The sequence below is a fragment of the Oceanobacillus senegalensis genome (assembly GCF_900176885.1).
GTDB classification, from domain to species: Bacteria; Bacillota; Bacilli; order Bacillales; family Amphibacillaceae; genus Oceanobacillus; species Oceanobacillus senegalensis.
On the sequence record NZ_LT839648.1, the window covers coordinates 2678444 to 2699165 of the forward strand.

A 20722-nucleotide genomic window follows, 5' to 3' on the forward strand; every position below is an offset into this window, starting at 1 on the left:
TCACTTTTATATTCTAAAATATCTCCCGGTTGGCAATCTAATGCTTTACAGATCCCATCTAGAGTTGAAAGTCTTATTGCTTTTGCCTTTCCATTTTTCAATATTGAAATATTGGCCATTGTAATTCCAACCTTCTCTGATAATTCCGTAACACTCATTTTTCTTTTCGCCAACATCACATCGATATTTATGATTATCGCCATTGTTTTCACCTCAGACCGTTAAATCATTTTCTTCTTTAATGTCAATAGCTTTTTGTAAGAGTCTTTGGAGAACAGAAGCAAAGACTGCAACAGCAAATGAAGCACCAATAATTACCATCCCCAATAGTATAAGACCTGGTGCGTCATCCCACTCTGCTACAATATAGACTAATGGTAGTATTACAACATATAAGCCACTGATTGTTTTGGCACAGTTCTTTATTTTTTTTAGAGCTATCACCGACATTTGAGAGAAGGCTTGATCCTTTTCAATATAGCTTAACAATTTTAACGTTTGGTACAATGCCAAATAAAACGGTATCGTCGCCACGTACATAACAATTAAAATACTAAGTACAATATAACCTAACGTATCGCCATTTGCTGCATGCTCAATCGCTACTTTCGCTAACCGTGGTAATGCAAATATACATAAAGCAAGAACCGGAATCCCCATAATGATCACAGTTATTTTTAAAAATAATGTTGAAACTTGTTTCATAAAAAAGCACCTCACTTTATTAATTTTCATATTGATTATCGAGTAATATTTATTGATAAAACTTAAAGAAATATCAAATTTTATTATTTCAAATTAATATTAAATGATTTAATGAAATAGAAAGTCCAGATTTTCTAACGTTTTTGTATTACCAATATCTACATTGATTCTTTTTTATATTGAAAGGAACGCACAACGAAATATAAAAAATCTGGATACTAGAAAACACTAAAAACAAATGCCATCACCTTCATAGATTTTATTAACTTGTTTAACATAAAGCATTACAGATACTCCTTTCAGTATTCATACATATTACATATATTCACCTCACTTATTTCTTCATGAATTGATTCTAACAAAATTTTTATTGTAAAACAATAATAAATTATTGAAAAAAGTTATAAATATATTACTTTAAACTTTTAAATTTTCAATAAAAAATAGCATTCCTTAATCAAGAAATGCACTTTATTTCTATTCGTTCTTCAGCTGGTTTTGTTCTAGTTGAAGAGAGGTAGCTGGCACCATAAGAACTGCGACAAATCTATCATCTGCCTTCGGATCAAATATCCGTCTCCACGTGCCATTCACTTTTTGATACCACAGGACAACCGTGGTTTCACAATAGTAGAGCCGTTAATATCCTGTAATAAAGTTTTATTTTATTGAAAGGAGGTGTATTCATATCATGTCTAAAAAAGAAAAGAAATTAATAAAAAGAATTAAAAAACTAAGAAAAAAATTAAGAAATACGCCAATTACTGTAACATCAGGGCCGATTTTAAGAAATCCGAATACTGAAGAAGTGATCGTTTCAGTCCTCAATGAAGATGATTGTCCTCAAAAAGCAACAGTATCTGTTGCAGATACGAGTATGTGCCCGGCATTCGAATTACCAAAGGAAGCCACTATCTGCGGTGAGCTGGTTACAGACCCACTCCCTCCTTCAGATACTGAAATTGATCTAGGCATGGTGTTCCCACCCGTAACGGTTGAGATTCCTCCCGATGAGATAGCAATAATTAGGGGACCGACGCTTCGCATTCCGTTAACTGATGCTGACACATATGAAGTGAAAGCAACCGCTGCAACTCCTAATATTAATATTAAGACGTGGGAAGATGCGGTGAGGGAAGGTGTGGCCGCACCTCAAGTAGAGAGCCCAGTCATATTAACTGATCAGGTAGCGATTTCTCATTTACAAGCCGCATTTCGCGAGGGGATAGACCTCAATAGCCCTTTGCAAATAGGTTTATCCGTTGCAGGCGTACTCCTTCCCATTTTAGGGGGGTTATCTGTGGCAGGCTTAGGCTGGTATGCGGCTGCAACTGCTGCCCCCTTGTTATGGTAATTCTTGAAGAAAAAAGCATAAAAGGTGCCTGTCCCCCATTGATCTAAAGCAAAGCGAACAGTCAAAATCGACAAGTACCCACTTGTCGATTTTGATTTTCTTAGTCTTGAACTTTTCCTTTACAAGAATTCTGTGCATGTATATTGCCTCTATAATACTTCTTAAGTTTCGATGCTCAAAAATTGGAATCTATTAAGACTAGAAAGTTGCTGTTTTTCAGGTGGGTGAATATGGAAGGGCTCTGTTTTAGTTTGATATTTTTTGGATTCTTTCTTCCCATCATCATGAGATTCTGAATGGACTTTTATCAGTGTCATTTTATTAGAATCTATATAATCATAATAGAACCAAGCAATCTTAGAAATATTTTTTGTCTCAAACGAGTGTTAGTGTTCAAATAATAAATAACAATAAAAAAGTAGTATATTGAATGGTGGAAGCTAATTTTGTGGAAATAATAATAATAATGAGTATTTCTACATATAAAACCCACAGAAATGATAAATTATACTAAAAATATAGTATATAATCAGTAAAATCAGCTAATAAGTTTCCAATTTTGCGAAAAATGTAAATATATGATGAATTAGCAAGAAATATCGTTTATACTAAGGAGCGACTGAAAAATATTATGTTAAAAAAAGGAAAGGGGTTGAAGGTGCTCTTTAAATACTTATAAGATTTCAATTGTTTTTAGATACTATACGTTAAAGAATCAGGTAAAATAATTTATAGGGAGGAATTTTTTATTAATATGAAGAGAATCACTATAGGTTTAACGTCAGCTGTTACAATTGTTTTGACTATTACGACATTGTTTCTTCATAGCGAGGCAAATGCTTCTTTTGAAGTCGATGATTTGAATGATAATACTAATAATGACACAACAAATACGCTAGTCGATAAATTAAAATTAGAAAGAAACAATGCAATTTCCCAAGGAGAAGATTGGCTTGCAAAACAACCTAATACAGAAATAATAACAGCTCATATTTCATTCGAAAGAAAACAATCCTTAGAGCAAATAAAAAATATTGCGGACAAAAATGATATAGAAGTAAAAGAAATTCACCAACTAATAGAATATGGTGAATATGCTGCAACTTCAGGATATATTACGCGAGATGATGAAAACCTTAATGAATCGATAAATAGGATGACATCAATGAAAAATAGTATGTTAAGAAATCAGATTAAATCTTTAGAGGATCATGAAAAGAATCCTAATTTATCAGAAGAAGCTAGAAATAGTGCTTCTGTGTAACCGTCAAGTATAATTAAACAATTTTCCACAATTAAGGTTCAACAGTTTCCCACAATTAAGATTCAACACCTGTTTCTTCAAATAAGGCTCGTCTGTATTTCATTCTAATACTGTCTTGATTTTCATCGAATGTAATGATTTCACTTCTATGAAGGAGGCGATCTAAGATCGCCGTTGTTAATGTTGTATCTCCCAAAAATTTCCCCCATTCACTTGGACCTTTATTAGACGTTAAAATGAACGCTGTCTTGTCATACATATCATAGATAAATTGAAAGAATAGTTGGGCATCCTGTGCCTCATAAGCCATATACATGACGTCGTCAATGATAATTAAATCCGATGCAGTAATCCGTTTGTACCTTGTTCTTGATTTGCTTATATACTCTCTTGTCTTTAATATATAGATTAAGTGATCCATAGATACAAAAGAAACTTGATACCCTTGGTTAACCGCGTAGATGCCTAACCCTGTTGATAAATGGGTTTTACCAACCCCAGGTGGCCCCATCATGATTAATGTGAAATTTTCTTCTACCCATGATAGTTCTTTAAGTACATTTAACTGTTTGTCACCAATTGCCGATTGCTCTTCCAAATTAAATTGTTCTAGTGTTAATGGTTGTGGAAATTCTGCCCATTTCATTAACTTACTACGATTTTTCTCTTCACGACAAGAAAGTTCATATCCTAGTAACTGATTAATGAATTCATAGTAGGTCCACCCCTTCGATTCAGCTTCCCTAAGCATATTTGGGAGTTCCTTTGCGGTTTCTGCTAGTCTAAGCGTTCTGCACTTTTGTTGAAGTTCGTTATAAGAATCTGTCATTTTATTTACCTCCTTGCAGTACTTGAAGGTAGATATCCTGATTACGCTCAGGGGCTGTGATATCTTTATACTTCTCATTGATTAGTTCTTTTTTGGGCAATTGCTTACTATTTTGAATCTCCAATGAAATTGCGATATCCCTTAAGTCATTGGCACTAGTTAGTCCTAGTCTTTTCATTTCTTTTACGGCATTATCGATATGAAGTGGGTATTGTTCTACAGCTTTAAGGACTACTTTTAATTGATCAATCGTGTGCCTTGGATATTGCTTATGCAAAGTCTTGATGAGCCAATTTGAATCTTCCATATCAGCTAACTTTTCCATCACCTGTTCCGCTAATTTTTCTCTTTTTGTTTGAGATCTCTGTCGATGCGTAGGGTCTGTAATGACTTTTCCTTTTTCCTTAGACAATTTATGTGTGCCAATGGGATTACCATTGGGGTGGAGGGAGATGCTTAAATCCTCTCCAGCTAAAGATACGTAAGCAATATTTTCTCCACCATTTTGAAATGTTCCGAGCGGAACACTATACCTATTTCCTTCAAAACGGATAACATTGTCTTTATGAATCTTTCTTGTTATATTAATAGATGAGATATTTTCAAAAATATAATTTCCATTGACCTTTTGGAGATGCTGCTTTTCGAGGGCGTGCACTTCGAAAGGTCTTTTCTTTATATTATGATGGACCTTATAGTTTCCCGTTCTTTTCAACCATTTCAAGGATGATTGCTGCCACGATATTAAATCTTTGTAAATACGGTGCTTCGCAAAATTGTTCTTCACATATTTTATGACTTGTTCAATTTTCCCTTTTGACTCCGGGTCGCTTTTCCTACACAGATATATCTTAAACCTTCTAGTTTCATGATATTTAGTAAAAGATTCCGTAAGGATTAAATCTCCGGCATTCTCACTGATTGCTAATAAACGATCTTGGTCATAAACAATTTCTTCAGTCATCCCTCCAAAATACTGAAATGCATTTTCCTGCATTTTAATTAAGTCNACGCTATATGATTTAATAGAATTGGAGAACGAGTTCGGAATAAAATTTCACAACTCGATAGTTGAGTATTTTAATTCTTATTGGTTTGCAGAGTTGGACGGGTTTATCAAAAACTATTATGTCAAATTAGAACCTGTTTTACCAGATTATGAATTAAATTCATTTAGTGATCTATTAAATGGATATAGGAATAATCATCAGAATAAATTAAATTATATTCCTTTAGGTATGGAGGGGAACGGTTTATTGGTAGTAATCGACAATAGCTCTGGTAAGGTTTATTTAGAGGATTTTGAAAGGAAAAACTTTGAATATATGATAGATGACATAGCTGCATTAATAAATAATCTTAGGCTATGGAAGGGGAACCTGGATTCTTAGTGACGCACACTTATAATCGGGTGTAAGAAACTGTTCTTCAAACTATAATAATTGAACAGGTAGTAACAGCTATCATTATGACAAAAGGAGCATAGGGACAGCATAGGTACCCCGTTCGGTATAACATATCTACTTTTCAATGAAGCTTTGAAAAGTAGATACGTATAATGAGGGAAACCTATAAGGACGGTTCTTTAACGGGGGACATCGACCGCTTTGTTGCAAAAGTTGAGGTGCTGAAATCCCTTATATTTTCATTGCTTTGAAAGTCACCATGTTATGAACCCCCACTCTGACAAGGGTATCTACTTTATAATTCACATAGTAGATCTATGAATCAGAATATCTAAATAGTTTCGAAGAGCCAATCAGTAAAAACGGATGGTGTACCTGTTCCCCCCTGTTCTGTAGTATAATTATAAATATGAATATAAAAATAAATCTGAACAAACCTAGAAGGAGTGAAGCATCGTGAAATTAGTGATGAACTGGAATGAATGGTCTAGGCTTGATGCGATAGGCCTTGCCGAATTAGTACATAATGGTGAAATTACCCCGCAAGAAGTGGCTCAACAGGCAGCGAGTGGCATCAACGCCTTAAATCCTGAAATCAATTCCGTAATTGAGGTTTTTGATGATGTAGTCGATGACCCAACCAAGGATGGGATGAACACTGAGGGAGTCTTTGCAGGGGTGCCATATTTAATGAAGGACTTAGGACCTACCCTCAAAGGGCGTCTACAAGAAATGGGTTCTCTATTGATGAAGGGAAATCGTTCTACATCTGATAGTTTCCTAACAAAAAAGATTCGGAATTCTGGCCTTAATATCATCGGTCGGACGACAACACCAGAGTTTGGGCTCTGTAGTTCTGCTGAAAATCCGGACGTTTACATTACACGAAATCCGTGGGATCTTGACTATACAACTTGTGGTTCCTCAGCTGGAACGGCAGCTTCGGTTGCAGCCGGGATCGTTCCTATCTCGCATGCAACGGATGGCGGTGGTTCCATTCGAATTCCTGCAGGTGTCAACGGCAACATTGGCCTGAAACCGTCTCGGGGCGTTTTTTCACCAGCTCCCAACAGTTCGGACTTGATGAATGTGGTTTCTGCACAGGGGTGCCACACTCGAACTATTCGTGATACAGCTGCCTTTGTAGATAGTTGTAGAGGTGGAGCATCTGGTGAGTTCATGCCTTATTGGATGCCGAAGCAACCATACTCAGAGCTAATCCAACGTGATCCAGGAAAGCTTCGTATTGCTGTCTCACACGAATGGGGTGATTACCGTGCCACTCCGCATATTGTTTCAGAATTGGAAAAGGCAGCAAGGTTCCTTGAGGGACTTGGCCATCATGTTGAGTGGGTAATTCCGGATGTTAATTTACATGCATCCTATGAAGCACAAACCGCAGCCTATATCATGAAATTTGCGCAAACGATTTCTACTATACTAGAGCAAAAAGGATTGGAACAGCCGCCTGCTGACCTTATTGAACCGATGTGTATTCGCGTCTGGGAGGAAGGGCGTGATGCCTCCTATACGGAGCGTGCCAAGATGCAAGCACTGTTTAACGAAACTTCTCGTCAGCTTGGAACCTTCTTTCAGGATTGGGATATTATCCTTACCCCGACAATGGCCAAACCTACGCCATTGATTGGTACGAAGGAGTACTTGACTATAAGTGATAACCCATCAGTTTTAGACTGGTTCGAAAACCTTTGGAGCATATTCTCTTATACGCCGATTGCTAATCTGTGTGGCCTTCCAGGCATTTCATTGCCAATGGCTGAGCTGGAGAATGGGATGCCACTTGGAATTCATGCGCTAACCCGGCAAGGAGACGATGGATTGCTTCTTCAACTCGGTGCCCAGATTGAGCGCGCACTAAACGGAAAATGGAATCACGGCAAGAAACCTGCTGTACATGTATCAAATATTTAATTCATAATTTGAATCTATTTGTTGGAAAGGTATTAGCTAACGAAGCGGACACCTTATTTCAATCATTTATATCTTATCGTATAAAAAACAGATTGTTGATAAATTGTCGACAATCTGTTTTTATTTTGGAGGAAAAGGGGTGAAAACCGCGTATCACCTAAGAATGATACACCGCTTTTTATTACTAATGTTCACAGTTTTTACAAAACTTATAATTCTATTAATGTCCCTTTTAATGAAATGATAACAGGAGCCATAGCCGCTGTAGGATTGATGATTAAGATGCCCGTTGCCCAATACTGCTTGTGATAAAGTGGTAGTGAGGAACGGACATCTTTTTAGAACGAGAAAATGTAAAAAGATAAAGCTATGAATGAAAGTAGGTGTATGATGATAGAAGTGGGAAATCTTATGAATAGTATATGGTTTGGAGAAAAACCAACGCATTCCCAATTTGAAATGAAAGAAAATATTTTGAAGGCAAGCTCAGAGAAAGAGGTTTTATTGGATTTAATAGAAATATATAAAACAGGGGACTTTTCGCAAAAAGACGTATTGATGTAACCGTCAAGTATAATTAAACAATTTTCCACAATTAAGGTTCAACAGTTTCCCACAATTAAGATTCAACACCTGTTTCTTCAAATAAGGCTCGTCTGTATTTCATTCTAATACTGTCTTGATTTTCATCGAATGTAATGATTTCACTTCTATGAAGGAGGCGATCTAAGATCGCCGTTGTTAATGTTGTATCTCCCAAAAATTTCCCCCATTCACTTGGACCTTTATTAGACGTTAAAATGAACGCTGTCTTGTCATACATATCATAGATAAATTGAAAGAATAGTTGGGCATCCTGTGCCTCATAAGCCATATACATGACGTCGTCAATGATAATTAAATCCGATGCAGTAATCCGTTTGTACCTTGTTCTTGATTTGCTTATATACTCTCTTGTCTTTAATATATAGATTAAGTGATCCATAGATACAAAAGAAACTTGATACCCTTGGTTAACCGCGTAGATGCCTAACCCGGTTGATAAATGGGTTTTACCAACCCCAGGTGGTCCCATCATGATTAATGTGAAATTTTCTTCTACCCATGATAGCTCTTTAAGTACATTTAACTGTTTGTCACCAATCGCCGATTGCTCTTCCAAATTAAATTGTTCTAGTGTTAATGGTTGTGGAAATTCTGCCCATTTCATTAACTTACTACGATTTTTCTCTTCACGACAAGAAAGTTCATATCCTAGTAACTGATTAATGAATTCATAGTAGGTCCACCCCTTCGATTCAGCTTCCCTAAGCATATTTGGGAGTTCCTTTGCGGTTTCTGCTAGTCTAAGCGTTCTGCACTTTTGTTGAAGTTCGTTATAAGAATCTGTCATTTTATTTACCTCCTTGCAGTACTTGAAGGTAGATATCCTGATTACGCTCAGGGGCTGTGATATCTTTATACTTCTCATTGATTAGTTCTTTTTTGGGCAATTGCTTACTATTTTGAATCTCCAATGAAATTGCGATATCCCTTAAGTCATTGGCACTAGTTAGTCCTAGTCTTTTCATTTCTTTTACGGCATTATCGATATGAAGTGGGTATTGTTCTACAGCTTTAAGGACTACTTTTAATTGATCAATCGTGTGCCTTGGATATTGCTTATGCAAAGTCTTGATGAGCCAATTTGAATCTTCCATATCAGCTAACTTTTCCATCACCTGTTCCGCTAATTTTTCTCTTTTTGTTTGAGATCTCTGTCGATGCGTAGGGTCTGTAATGACTTTTCCTTTTTCCTTAGACAATTTATGTGTGCCAATGGGATTACCATTGGGGTGGAGGGAGATGCTTAAATCCTCTCCAGCTAAAGATACGTAAGCAATATTTTCTCCACCATTTTGAAATGTTCCGAGCGGAACACTATACCTATTTCCTTCAAAACGGATAACATTGTCTTTATGAATCTTTCTTGTTATATTAATAGATGAGATATTTTCAAAAATATAATTTCCATTGACCTTTTGGAGATGCTGCTTTTCGAGGGCGTGCACTTCGAAAGGTCTTTTCTTTATATTATGATGGACCTTATAGTTTCCCGTTCTTTTCAACCATTTCAAGGATGATTGCTGCCACGATATTAAATCTTTGTAAATACGGTGCTTCGCAAAATTGTTCTTCACATATTTTATGACTTGTTCAATTTTCCCTTTTGACTCCGGGTCGCTTTTCCTACACAGATATATCTTAAACCTTCTAGTTTCATGATATTTAGTAAAAGATTCCGTAAGGATTAAATCTCCGGCATTCTCACTGATTGCTAATAAACGATCTTGGTCATAAACAATTTCTTCAGTCATCCCTCCAAAATACTGAAATGCATTTTCCTGCATTTTAATTAAGTCGGCTGTACGTAGGGGGCGATCTAACCACTCTACATATTTAAATCTTGAATGCGATAATATAAATCCAGCTAAATAAAGTTTCTTTCTTTGCCCTGAATCCATGTATACAAAAGTTTCTCCAAAGTCCACTTGCATTTGTTTTCCCATTGGAAGTTCTTCAACCGTCCCATACATTCGAGCCACCGTTTCCTTCGGTATATGATATTTTTCTCTTAAGTCATTGACGTAGTTACGTACTGTATTCTCAGCCACTGACTTCACATCCAATTTGTCTTGCAGCCAATCGTGAATTTGAGAACTCGACATATCTGGATGTTCCTTTAACCAAATCATTATGTCATCCTTGTAGGGATCTAGCTTTTTTGTTCTGTTTTGTAGTGATGCAATAAATTCAGTGAACTCTTCTGGTGTCATACTTAAATACTCTACTACTCTGTTTCTAGAAATCTTTAACTTCTTTGCTATCTTACTGTTTGAGAATCCCAAATTCTTTAAACGATGTATCTCTTGGTAAACCATCCACTTTTCCACTCCCTGTTTCTCTCCCTTTCGACATACTCTACTAAAGTATACCGAAAGGTAGGTAAAATTAGTAAACTGTTTAGTCTTAATTGTAGAATACTGTTTACCCTTATTTGTGGAAAAGTGTTGAGTCTAGTTTAGCAGTTACATTCTGTCAAAAAGAATGAGTTAAACAGTTATCTTAAGTCTAATAACGAACAAGAAGTTTATGGATTAACTGTAGAATCGAAAGCCAAAAATCTAAAGGATATGTTACCAAAAGATACTGAATTAAATAAAAGTAATACGGTAAGAATCGCTATATCACAAAATACTGAAGGATTAAAAGATAAACCTATTTTACTTGAAACTCCTGATGCCTGGAAAAAAGGGGGAGTTAAGTAATGAAAAAGTTGCAATTAGTCTTATTAGTATTGCTATTGAGTTTGTTATTTGTTTCTAAAGTTTCTGCGGATGATGGTCAACATAATTTTAATGCAAAAGAAATTGCACCACGATTTGGAACTACTGATACTTTTGTTGACTATTATAATCCACAAGTTCCTGAAGGTAGATTTGTGCAGCATAGTCTTTTCTGGGACGAATCCCAACCATTAGATGCTTATTTTAAAGATCAAGCTTACAATGGATATTCACCTTCTGGACTGGAGATTTCTATTAGATTTGATGGTTACGATAACTATGGTCCAGCTAATGGTCCTTATGTATGGGGAACAGGTCCAATGGCAGAAGATAGAATGTCTGGCGATAGTACTGAAGGTGTTTATTGGATTAACGAAATGCCTTATGGCTATATAGACACCACCTTTTCTGATAGTCTTCAAGAACCAGGTGCTAATCTTGGATCTGGATGGTTTGCCCTAATTAACAAAGGAAATTGGTATTATAGTGGTACTTATCTAGATAAAGGACTAGCTTATCAAGATGATTTCAAAGTTCGAGTAGCTAGAACTCACAAACATAAATCTGGCGAGGTGGCAGGTCAATGTAGTGGAGAAATCGGTGACCCTTGGTGCTATTTCCAAGATGGACCAAGCTATGAAGCCGTGGAAAGCTGGAGAGGCAATGCGCCTGGGAAAGCAGACTGGAATTACCCATTTGTATATCCAGAAAAATTTGATTATCCTTACGTGGAACCTTCATATAGATTCAACGGATAACATACCAAACTCCAGAAGGCATCTTTTCCTTCTGGAGTTTTTTTACTGTGAACTTCATCTATTTAATTAAATGTTTAAATATTTTACGTGCGTATATTTTGGACATTAAACCACTCCATAGGAGAAAGGATGGTAAAATACAAATTAAATAAGGAAAATTCCAATCTTTCCACCCTGAGATCAATAAAAATGGAATTTTGTTAAACAGTATAAAACTATTTAGTATAGAAGATTGATTTATATCTGCTGGCATCAGATACTGAAAGAAACAAGAGGATAAGGTTAATTATTAAAAGAAAAGAAACAGATAATAGGTTTTTAAAATGGTTATTTTGAATTTCTAAAGCGTATCCAAATATATAATATAGTATAATAATTGTAATAAAAGATGCAAAAACACCATTATTTTTAGGACCACTCCACGTTACGGTAATAATGGTTGTTCCTACGAATAATATAAATAAGTGAATTAAAAATGACCTAATATTTAGCTTGAAATAATCTATAATCATATAATTTTGTTAACCCCCTTGATAATCCCCCAACCTGTACGACTCCCTAATGTTTTTCCCTTCTCAAGGGTATCAATATCATTTCAGATACGCAATACTTACTTTAACTCACATAGGGGGGCAAATCAGGGAAATGAGAATTTATAGCCTTAAGAGATTTTGAAACATGTATACGAGATAATCATAACACTGTAATCATCGTCATCCAAAAGAGTATCAATATAGTAGTATACCCTATGGTTTGTTAACGTCTTTGTTGCTTGAGTTGTCCACCATAATTAGGACTCCCATATCTTCTTTGAGATTCAAAAAATATGCGTTTTACTTGTGCAGTAAGTTTTTCTTTACGCTTTTTCTGGTCACTCTGAGGTCGATCTCTCCACTCATAATAACCACTTTTAGAAACACCTAATACTTCGCACATCTTCGCTACACGGAATTCGTGTCGGTGCTTTTCAATGAAGTCATAAACTACTTCTGGTTTTTTGCGAAGATGCCCATAGCCTTTTTTAAAATAGCGACCTCCTCTTCCAAGTCACGTATCCGTTTGTCTTTTTCGTACTCCGCTTTATTATTCGGGCTTAAATTTCCACTACCAACGAAACTATCTTCCTGCTCCTCCTTATATTTAGTCACCCACTTATGCAGTGTTTGAGGTACTAAATCTAATTCCCTTGCGACTTCTGCAACCTTTCTACCATCTTCTACTATCATTTTGACAGCATAAAGTTTAAATTCTTTATCGTAACGTTTAGTCATTTTGGACACTCCTAGAAACTATTATTTATAGTATAAAAATCCCCATTCTCTGTGTCCAATTATTAGACTAACATCAAAATTGTTGTATATAAACTTGATCGTATTTCTCGTTCTACAAAACATCTAATTGAACTTAGTGAACTATTCAACGATTTAGGAGTCGATTTTGTATCTATTTCTGACAGTATCGATACTTCAACCGCAATGGGGGAATTTTTCTTTCGTACAATGGCAAGTATTGCTGAACTGGAACGAGATATTATAAGCGAAAGAACAAAGTCTGGTCTTCTAGCAGCACGTGCTAGGGGAAGAAAAGGAGGAAGACCTACTAAAAAAAGCGACAAAGTAAAAATGGCGATAAAAATGTATATGAGCAAGGATTACACAATTAAACAAATTACAGAAGCAACAGGAGTCAGTAAAACCTCATTGTATAGATACTTAGATAAAGTAAAATAGGTACTACTAAAATTATCGATAAGGATGGATTCACTTGAGTGTAAAAGAATTATTGACACCTGAACAAAGAAAAGACATCTTAAATCTTAATAATTTATCAGACTTTGAGCTTACTTCTTATTACAGCCTATCAGACTACGATATTGAAGTAATAAATAGACATAGAAGAGATCATAATAGGCTAGGATTCGCACTTCAATTATGCATTTTAAGAAACCCCGGTTGTACATTAAATAGCATGGTAGAAATACCTGACAACCTAACTGCATATGTTGCAAAACAAATTGAAGTAAATCCAGAAGTTTTTTCTTATTATGCAAAACGAGATACAACAAGGCGTGAGCATTTAGAAGAAATTCGCCAAGTCTATGGATATAGAAATTTTAATAAGAACGATTATCGTAAAACTTCGAATGCTCTTTTAAACTTAGCATTAGAGAATGGGAACACCGTGTATTTAATTCGCAATGCAATAGATGTATTACGCAAGGAAAAAATAATACTGCCAGCAATTCCAACAATTGAGAGAATGGTTTGGCTTGCAAAGACCCGTGCAGAGAAGAAAATCTATTCCATTTTAAATCGTAATCTTTCAGGGAGTCATAAGCATGGATTAGAAAAACTGATTGATTTAACTGTAAAGAATAATAAAACAAAATTGGCTTGGCTTAGAGAAATTCCCGGTCAATCATCACCAGATTCATTTTTAAAGGTCATACAAAGATTAAAGTATATCAAAGAAATGAATATTACAGTGGAAACCTCATTAATACATTCTAATAAACTTTTACAATTGGCTCGAANTCTTATTTGTGGAAAAGTGTTGAGTCTAGTTTAGCAGTTACATTCTGTCAAAAAGAATGAGTTAAACAGTTATCTTAAGTCTAATAACGAACAAGAAGTTTATGGATTAACTGTAGAATCGAAAGCCAAAAATCTAAAGGATATGTTACCAAAAGATACTGAATTAAATAAAAGTAATACGGTAAGAATCGCTATATCACAAAATACTGAAGGATTAAAAGATAAACCTATTTTACTTGAAACTCCTGATGCCTGGAAAAAAGGGGGAGTTAAGTAATGAAAAAGTTGCAATTAGTCTTATTAGTATTGCTATTGAGTTTGTTATTTGTTTCTAAAGTTTCTGCGGATGATGGTCAACATAATTTTAATGCAAAAGAAATTGCACCACGATTTGGAACTACTGATACTTTTGTTGACTATTATAATCCACAAGTTCCTGAAGGTAGATTTGTGCAGCATAGTCTTTTCTGGGACGAATCCCAACCATTAGATGCTTATTTTAAAGATCAAGCTTACAATGGATATTCACCTTCTGGACTGGAGATTTCTATTAGATTTGATGGTTACGATAACTATGGTCCAGCTAATGGTCCTTATGTATGGGGAACAGGTCCAATGGCAGAAGATAGAATGTCTGGCGATAGTACTGAAGGTGTTTATTGGATTAACGAAATGCCTTATGGCTATATAGACACCACCTTTTCTGATAGTCTTCAAGAACCAGGTGCTAATCTTGGATCTGGATGGTTTGCCCTAATTAACAAAGGAAATTGGTATTATAGTGGTACTTATCTAGATAAAGGACTAGCTTATCAAGATGATTTCAAAGTTCGAGTAGCTAGAACTCACAAACATAAATCTGGCGAGGTGGCAGGTCAATGTAGTGGAGAAATCGGTGACCCTTGGTGCTATTTCCAAGATGGACCAAGCTATGAAGCCGTGGAAAGCTGGAGAGGCAATGCGCCTGGGAAAGCAGACTGGAATTACCCATTTGTATATCCAGAAAAATTTGATTATCCTTACGTGGAACCTTCATATAGATTCAACGGATAACATACCAAACTCCAGAAGGCATCTTTTCCTTCTGGAGTTTTTTTACTGTGAACTTCATCTATTTAATTAAATGTTTAAATATTTTACGTGCGTATATTTTGGACATTAAACCACTCCATAGGAGAAAGGATGGTAAAATACAAATTAAATAAGGAAAATTCCAATCTTTCCACCCTGAGATCAATAAAAATGGAATTTTGTTAAACAGTATAAAACTATTTAGTATAGAAGATTGATTTATATCTGCTGGCATCAGATACTGAAAGAAACAAGAGGATAAGGTTAATTATTAAAAGAAAAGAAACAGATAATAGGTTTTTAAAATGGTTATTTTGAATTTCTAAAGCGTATCCAAATATATAATATAGTATAATAATTGTAATAAAAGATGCAAAAACACCATTATTTTTAGGACCACTCCACGTTACGGTAATAATGGTTGTTCCTACGAATAATATAAATAAGTGAATTAAAAATGACCTAATATTTAGCTTGAAATAATCTATAATCATATAATTTTGTTAACCCCCTTGATAATCCCCCAACCTGTACGACTCCCTAATGTTTTTCCCTTCTCAAGGGTATCAATATCATTTCAGATACGCAATACTTACTTTAACTCACATAGGGGGGCAAATCAGGGAAATGAGAATTTATAGCCTTAAGAGATTTTGAAACATGTATACGAGATAATCATAACACTGTAATCATCGTCATCCAAAAGAGTATCAATATAGTAGTATACCCTATGGTTTGTTAACGTCTTTGTTGCTTGAGTTGTCCACCATAATTAGGACTCCCATATCTTCTTTGAGATTCAAAAAATATGCGTTTTACTTGTGCAGTAAGTTTTTCTTTACGCTTTTTCTGGTCACTCTGAGGTCGATCTCTCCACTCATAATAACCACTTTTAGAAACACCTAATACTTCGCACATCTTCGCTACACGGAATTCGTGTCGGTGCTTTTCAATGAAGTCATAAACTACTTCTGGTTTTTTGCGAAGATGCCCATAGCCTTTTTTAAAATAGCGACCTCCTCTTCCAAGTCACGTATCCGTTTGTCTTTTTCGTACTCCGCTTTATTATTCGGGCTTAAATTTCCACTACCAACGAAACTATCTTCCTGCTCCTCCTTATATTTAGTCACCCACTTATGCAGTGTTTGAGGTACTAAATCTAATTCCCTTGCGACTTCTGCAACCTTTCTACCATCTTCTACTATCATTTTGACAGCATAAAGTTTAAATTCTTTATCGTAACGTTTAGTCATTTTGGACACTCCTAGAAACTATTATTTATAGTATAAAAATCCCCATTCTCTGTGTCCAATTATTAGACTAACATCAAAATTGTTGTATATAAACTTGATCGTATTTCTCGTTCTACAAAACATCTAATTGAACTTAGTGAACTATTCAACGATTTAGGAGTCGATTTTGTATCTATTTCTGACAGTATCGATACTTCAACCGCAATGGGGGAATTTTTCTTTCGTACAATGGCAAGTATTGCTGAACTGGAACGAGATATTATAAGCGAAAGAACAAAGTCTGGTCTTCTAGCAGCACGTGCTAGGGGAAGAAAAGGAGGAAGACCTACTAAAAAAAGCGACAAAGTAAAAATGGCGATAAAAATGTATATGAGCAAGGATTACACAATTAAACAAATTACAGAAGCAACAGGAGTCAGTAAAACCTCATTGTATAGATACTTAGATAAAGTAAAATAGGTACTACTAAAATTATCGATAAGGATGGATTCACTTGAGTGTAAAAGAATTATTGACACCTGAACAAAGAAAAGACATCTTAAATCTTAATAATTTATCAGACTTTGAGCTTACTTCTTATTACAGCCTATCAGACTACGATATTGAAGTAATAAATAGACATAGAAGAGATCATAATAGGCTAGGATTCGCACTTCAATTATGCATTTTAAGAAACCCCGGTTGTACATTAAATAGCATGGTAGAAATACCTGACAACCTAACTGCATATGTTGCAAAACAAATTGAAGTAAATCCAGAAGTTTTTTCTTATTATGCAAAACGAGATACAACAAGGCGTGAGCATTTAGAAGAAATTCGCCAAGTCTATGGATATAGAAATTTTAATAAGAACGATTATCGTAAAACTTCGAATGCTCTTTTAAACTTAGCATTAGAGAATGGGAACACCGTGTATTTAATTCGCAATGCAATAGATGTATTACGCAAGGAAAAAATAATACTGCCAGCAATTCCAACAATTGAGAGAATGGTTTGGCTTGCAAAGACCCGTGCAGAGAAGAAAATCTATTCCATTTTAAATCGTAATCTTTCAGGGAGTCATAAGCATGGATTAGAAAAACTGATTGATTTAACTGTAAAGAATAATAAAACAAAATTGGCTTGGCTTAGAGAAATTCCCGGTCAATCATCACCAGATTCATTTTTAAAGGTCATACAAAGATTAAAGTATATCAAAGAAATGAATATTACAGTGGAAACCTCATTAATACATTCTAATAAACTTTTACAATTGGCTCGAATTGGATCAAGATATGAACCTCATTCTTTTAGACGATTTAAAGAAGAAAAGAGATATGCATTATTGATCGCCCACTTATTAACTCTCTCTCAAGACCTAACTGATCATGCTATTGAAATTCATGACAGGCAAATGATGGTGTTACAAGCTAAAGGCAGAAAAACTCAGGAAGAAATGCAAAAACAAAATGGTAAATCAGTAAATGAAAAAGTTGTGCATTATGCAGATATTGGTGCTGCTTTAATTACTGCTAAGGAAAAGGGAATGGATCCTTATGTAGCACTAAAAAAAGTAATGCCTTGGGAGAAGATCGTGGAATCCATTGAAGAAGCGAAAGTGTTATCAAGACCAATGGATTATGACTATTTGGATTTAATCAAAACTCGATTTAATTATTTAAGGAAATATACACCTAGTCTATTAGAGTCTTTAAACTTTAAATCGACTAAATCAGCAGAGTCTTTATTGAAAGCATTAGAAACCATAAGTGAATTAAATGATTCTGGGAAAAGGAAAATTCCTGATGGTTCACCTTTAGATTTTGTTCCTAAACGTTGGCAAAAACATGTTTTTGATGATGAAGGAAACATTAATCGTCAATATTATGAAATGGCAGCTTTAACAGAACTCAAAAATTACATCCGTTCAGGAGATGTTTGGGTTGAAGGTAGTCGGTTACATCAGGATTTTGAAGAGTATTTAGTATCTAAAGACGATTGGGAATTATAAAAAGTCAAAGGAACTAAGCTAGTTGTTAATGTCAGTTTTGATAAGTATATTCAGGAGAGAATTGATACTTTAGACACAAAACTTCAATGGATTTCAAAGAATATAGATAAGATTGAAAGTATCAACATAGAAAAACAAAAAATACATGTTGAGAGATTACAAGCCGATACACCTGAAGAATCTAGAAATTTTAGCTTATCTCTTTATAATATGCTTCCAAGAGTTAAACTCACTGATTTATTAATGGAAGTTGCAAAATGGACTGGGTTTCATGAGTCTTTCACACACGCTTCATCAAATCAACCACCAAAAGGTGAGGAAAAATCCATCGTTATGGCTGCTTTAATGGCTATGGGTACAAATATTGGATTAACTAAAATGGCAGATGCTACTCCAGATATTTCATATCGTCAGATGGCTAATGTTATGCAATGGAGATTACATGAAGATGCACTGACTAATGCCCAAGCTACACTAGTAAATTATCAACATCGTCTTTCTATGGCTTCATATTGGGGAGATGGAAAAACTTCGTCTTCTGATGGTATGCGTGTTCCTGTAGGTGTATCATCGTTACACGCAGATTCAAACCCACATTATGGGACGGGGAAAGGTACAACGATTTATCGATTTACTAGTGATCAGTTCTCTTCTTTCTATGCAAAAGTAATAAATACGAATGCCAGAGATGCTGTACATGTGATAGATGGATTATTACATCATGAATCTGACCTTTCAATTGAGGAACATTACACTGATACAGCTGGTTATACTGATCAAGTTTTTGGATTAAGTCATTTATTAGGGTTTCGCTTCGCTCCAAGACTAAGGGATATAAGTGATACAAAATTATTTACTATATCGTCTCCCAACAACTTTTCCAATTTAAAAGGGATAATTCGGGGTAAAATTAACACTAAAATAAGGTTCTAAGTCAAATGTTGGGGTGGGGCTATTAGCTCCTACCCCTTTAACCTATTGAATTGGCTACGGATTTAAATTGATGGTGTAATAATACCCTTAATCTCAATCGATCATATCTCTTGAATCCAAAGGCATTTCTCTTGATAACCTTTGTTTGATTATTCAATCCTTCAATAAACCCATTACTATACCCAAAGGCAAAGCTGTTCAATATTTCAGGTTGCCAATTTTGTAGCGTCTGTATCGCTTTTTCAAATTCCTCTAAACCCGCATCTTTTACTTGCGTATAAAACTGATACAGCCCTTCTTTAACCTCTTTCATATTATCTTTTCCTATTTTCTTTGCTTCTTCAAACCAAGTTCGATAAGATTCTTTTAACCCATAAGCTGTTCTCAAATCTTCTGATAACCCTAAATATCTTTCTAAGTACCAATGTTGTTTTGCGCTAAGGGCTTCATAATGCTTATAAAATACATGCTTCATTCGCTTGCACTTTTTACGATCATAAGGGTGGAATTCTTTTTGAACTCGTCTTCGCACACGTTCGAGTGCCCAATAAATATAACGACAGAAATGAAATCGATCCGCTATAATAATAGGATTCCCCAATGCTTGTTGAACAGCTGATTTAAAGCTATGACTCATATCCATAATGACTATTTCTACTTTTTCTCCCTTTTCCTGTAGATACTTTTTCACCGTTTTTACGGACCGATCAGGAAGAATATCCAAAGGCTCACCTGTCTCACCATTACCGATAATGGTCTGATATTTACCTTTATTTGTATCGCCCTTATATTCATCGATCGCTATTACCCGTGGCAGAGCTTTAACCTCACGTAATTTACCAGCTGATACGTTATCAAAACGTCGCATAGCTGTATTGGATGACGTATGAAATTGGGCAGCAGTATCCTTGAAATTCTTCCCCTTTATCACTCGAAAACCTAACGCCTGATTCCATTCCACCGTATGTCGCTGATAACGATAGACAATATTATTGTTTTCTACAAACCTCTTTCCACACTCACACCTATAACGACGCTTACGATAAAAAATATAGGTTCTACGTTCAAACAATTTTAAATGCTGAATTTTTTGCACTCGATAATCATGAATACGCTCTGTTATCTCCCCACAAGAAGGGCATTTATGAGGTTTTTTTGGCAACTGAACATGAATATGAAAGGATCCCTCTATCTCCTCTGTTTTCGTTATTTTCATTTCTTCTAATCCAGGTAATTTCATGTTAAAATACATATACACGCAACTCCTATCCACTTGTTTCTCGTCAATTCAAGTTTAAAGGATATAGGAGCTTGCGTGTTTTTTTATGCTTAAATTTTATTAAAACCCCAACATATATTTTAGAGCC

Annotated in this window: 17 protein-coding genes and 5 pseudogenes; 13 read left to right on the forward strand and 9 right to left on the reverse strand. The window is 35.2% G+C overall.

Going from position 1 to position 20722, the window contains the following annotated elements:
• A partial coding sequence (locus tag CAO17_RS12885; protein ID WP_085992203.1) for a helix-turn-helix domain-containing protein occupies window positions 1-203 on the reverse strand: 203 nt, incomplete at its 3' end.
• Between the two features lie 10 nt (window positions 204-213).
• Window positions 214-705, reverse strand: a complete 492-nt coding sequence (locus CAO17_RS12890; RefSeq protein ID WP_085993145.1) for a DUF2975 domain-containing protein — start codon at window positions 703-705, stop codon at window positions 214-216.
• A gap of 691 nt (window positions 706-1396) precedes the next feature.
• Between CAO17_RS12890 and CAO17_RS12895 the strand changes: the two genes are divergently transcribed.
• A complete protein-coding gene (locus tag CAO17_RS12895; RefSeq protein ID WP_085993146.1) occupies window positions 1397-2059 on the forward strand; it encodes a hypothetical protein in 663 nt (220 codons plus the stop codon).
• 754 nt (window positions 2060-2813) lie between these two features.
• Window positions 2814-3323 carry a hypothetical protein gene (locus CAO17_RS12900; RefSeq protein ID WP_085993147.1) on the forward strand — a complete coding sequence of 170 codons (510 nt, stop codon included), beginning with the start codon at window positions 2814-2816 and terminating at the stop codon, window positions 3321-3323.
• Window positions 3324-3378: 55 nt separating this feature from the next.
• On the opposite strand, the gene istB (CAO17_RS12905) is transcribed toward CAO17_RS12900, so the two are convergent.
• Together istB (CAO17_RS12905) and CAO17_RS12910 are read right to left on the reverse strand one after the other, a co-directional pair.
• Window positions 3379-4152 (reverse strand): IS21-like element helper ATPase IstB, encoded by a 774-nt coding sequence (gene istB, locus CAO17_RS12905; RefSeq protein WP_085990945.1) that lies wholly within the window; start codon window positions 4150-4152, stop codon window positions 3379-3381.
• Window position 4153: 1 nt separating this feature from the next.
• Complete coding sequence (locus CAO17_RS12910; protein ID WP_179151953.1) at window positions 4154-5116, reverse strand: transposase; 963 nt, start codon at window positions 5114-5116, stop codon at window positions 4154-4156.
• A gap of 61 nt (window positions 5117-5177) precedes the next feature.
• Between CAO17_RS12910 and CAO17_RS12915 the strand changes: the two genes are divergently transcribed.
• The 3 genes from CAO17_RS12915 to imm47 all read left to right on the forward strand — a co-directional run bounded on the left by CAO17_RS12915 (window position 5178) and on the right by imm47 (window position 8054).
• Window positions 5178-5543, forward strand: coding sequence for a SecY-interacting protein Syd (locus CAO17_RS12915; protein WP_085990944.1), 366 nt, complete (start codon window positions 5178-5180; stop codon window positions 5541-5543).
• 471 nt (window positions 5544-6014) lie between these two features.
• The gene (locus CAO17_RS12920) at window positions 6015-7490 is read left to right on the forward strand and encodes an amidase (RefSeq protein ID WP_143833687.1); all 1476 of its coding nucleotides are present in this window, start codon (window positions 6015-6017) and stop codon (window positions 7488-7490) included.
• 411 nt (window positions 7491-7901) lie between these two features.
• Window positions 7902-8054: an Imm47 family immunity protein gene (gene imm47 / locus CAO17_RS20770; protein WP_245831724.1), complete on the forward strand. Its 153-nt coding sequence runs from the start codon at window positions 7902-7904 to the stop codon at window positions 8052-8054.
• 55 nt (window positions 8055-8109) lie between these two features.
• Here the strand turns inward: imm47 and istB (CAO17_RS12925) are convergent, their stop codons facing one another.
• Window positions 8110-8883: an IS21-like element helper ATPase IstB gene (gene istB / locus CAO17_RS12925; protein ID WP_085990945.1), complete on the reverse strand. Its 774-nt coding sequence runs from the start codon at window positions 8881-8883 to the stop codon at window positions 8110-8112.
• Window position 8884: 1 nt separating this feature from the next.
• Window positions 8885-10423, reverse strand: a complete 1539-nt coding sequence (gene istA, locus CAO17_RS12930; RefSeq protein WP_245831844.1) for an IS21 family transposase — start codon at window positions 10421-10423, stop codon at window positions 8885-8887.
• A 240-nt stretch (window positions 10424-10663) separates the two neighbouring features.
• On the opposite strand from istA, the gene CAO17_RS21910 reads away from it, so the two are divergent.
• On the forward strand, window positions 10664-10798 hold the full coding sequence (locus CAO17_RS21910; RefSeq protein ID WP_281252935.1) for a hypothetical protein: 135 nt from the start codon (window positions 10664-10666) through the stop codon (window positions 10796-10798).
• Window positions 10798-11574, forward strand: a complete 777-nt coding sequence (locus tag CAO17_RS12935; RefSeq protein WP_085993149.1) for a hypothetical protein — start codon at window positions 10798-10800, stop codon at window positions 11572-11574. The genes CAO17_RS21910 and CAO17_RS12935 overlap by 1 nt, the downstream gene beginning before the upstream one ends.
• A gap of 765 nt (window positions 11575-12339) precedes the next feature.
• Here CAO17_RS12935 and CAO17_RS22125 read toward each other — a convergent pair.
• Window positions 12340-12845: pseudogene (locus CAO17_RS22125) on the reverse strand (transposase); the annotation flags it as partial.
• A 75-nt stretch (window positions 12846-12920) separates the two neighbouring features.
• Here CAO17_RS22125 and CAO17_RS12950 point away from each other — a divergent pair.
• From CAO17_RS12950 to CAO17_RS12960, 4 genes and pseudogenes are all read left to right on the forward strand, one after another.
• A pseudogene (locus CAO17_RS12950) lies at window positions 12921-13304 on the forward strand (recombinase family protein); the annotation flags it as partial.
• 52 nt (window positions 13305-13356) lie between these two features.
• Entirely contained in the window at window positions 13357-14142 is a 786-nt protein-coding gene (locus CAO17_RS12955; protein ID WP_425435916.1) for a DUF4158 domain-containing protein, read from the forward strand.
• Between the two features lie 108 nt (window positions 14143-14250).
• Window positions 14251-14385 (forward strand): hypothetical protein, encoded by a 135-nt coding sequence (locus CAO17_RS21915; protein WP_281252935.1) that lies wholly within the window; start codon window positions 14251-14253, stop codon window positions 14383-14385.
• Window positions 14385-15161, forward strand: coding sequence for a hypothetical protein (locus tag CAO17_RS12960; protein WP_085993149.1), 777 nt, complete (start codon window positions 14385-14387; stop codon window positions 15159-15161). Before CAO17_RS21915 ends, CAO17_RS12960 begins: the two co-directional genes overlap by 1 nt.
• Before the next feature lie 765 nt (window positions 15162-15926).
• On the opposite strand, the pseudogene CAO17_RS22130 reads toward CAO17_RS12960, so the two are convergent.
• Window positions 15927-16432 (reverse strand): annotated as a pseudogene (locus tag CAO17_RS22130) (transposase); the annotation flags it as partial.
• 75 nt (window positions 16433-16507) lie between these two features.
• On the opposite strand from CAO17_RS22130, the pseudogene CAO17_RS12975 reads away from it, so the two are divergent.
• Window positions 16508-16891, forward strand: a pseudogene (locus CAO17_RS12975) (recombinase family protein); the annotation flags it as partial.
• Window positions 16892-16925: 34 nt separating this feature from the next.
• Window positions 16926-19346, forward strand: a pseudogene (locus tag CAO17_RS21700) (Tn3 family transposase); the annotation flags it as partial.
• Between the two features lie 46 nt (window positions 19347-19392).
• On the opposite strand, the gene CAO17_RS12985 reads toward CAO17_RS21700, so the two are convergent.
• Window positions 19393-20613 carry an ISL3 family transposase gene (locus tag CAO17_RS12985; RefSeq protein ID WP_085991018.1) on the reverse strand — a complete coding sequence of 407 codons (1221 nt, stop codon included), beginning with the start codon at window positions 20611-20613 and terminating at the stop codon, window positions 19393-19395.
• Window positions 20614-20722 lie beyond the last annotated feature (109 nt).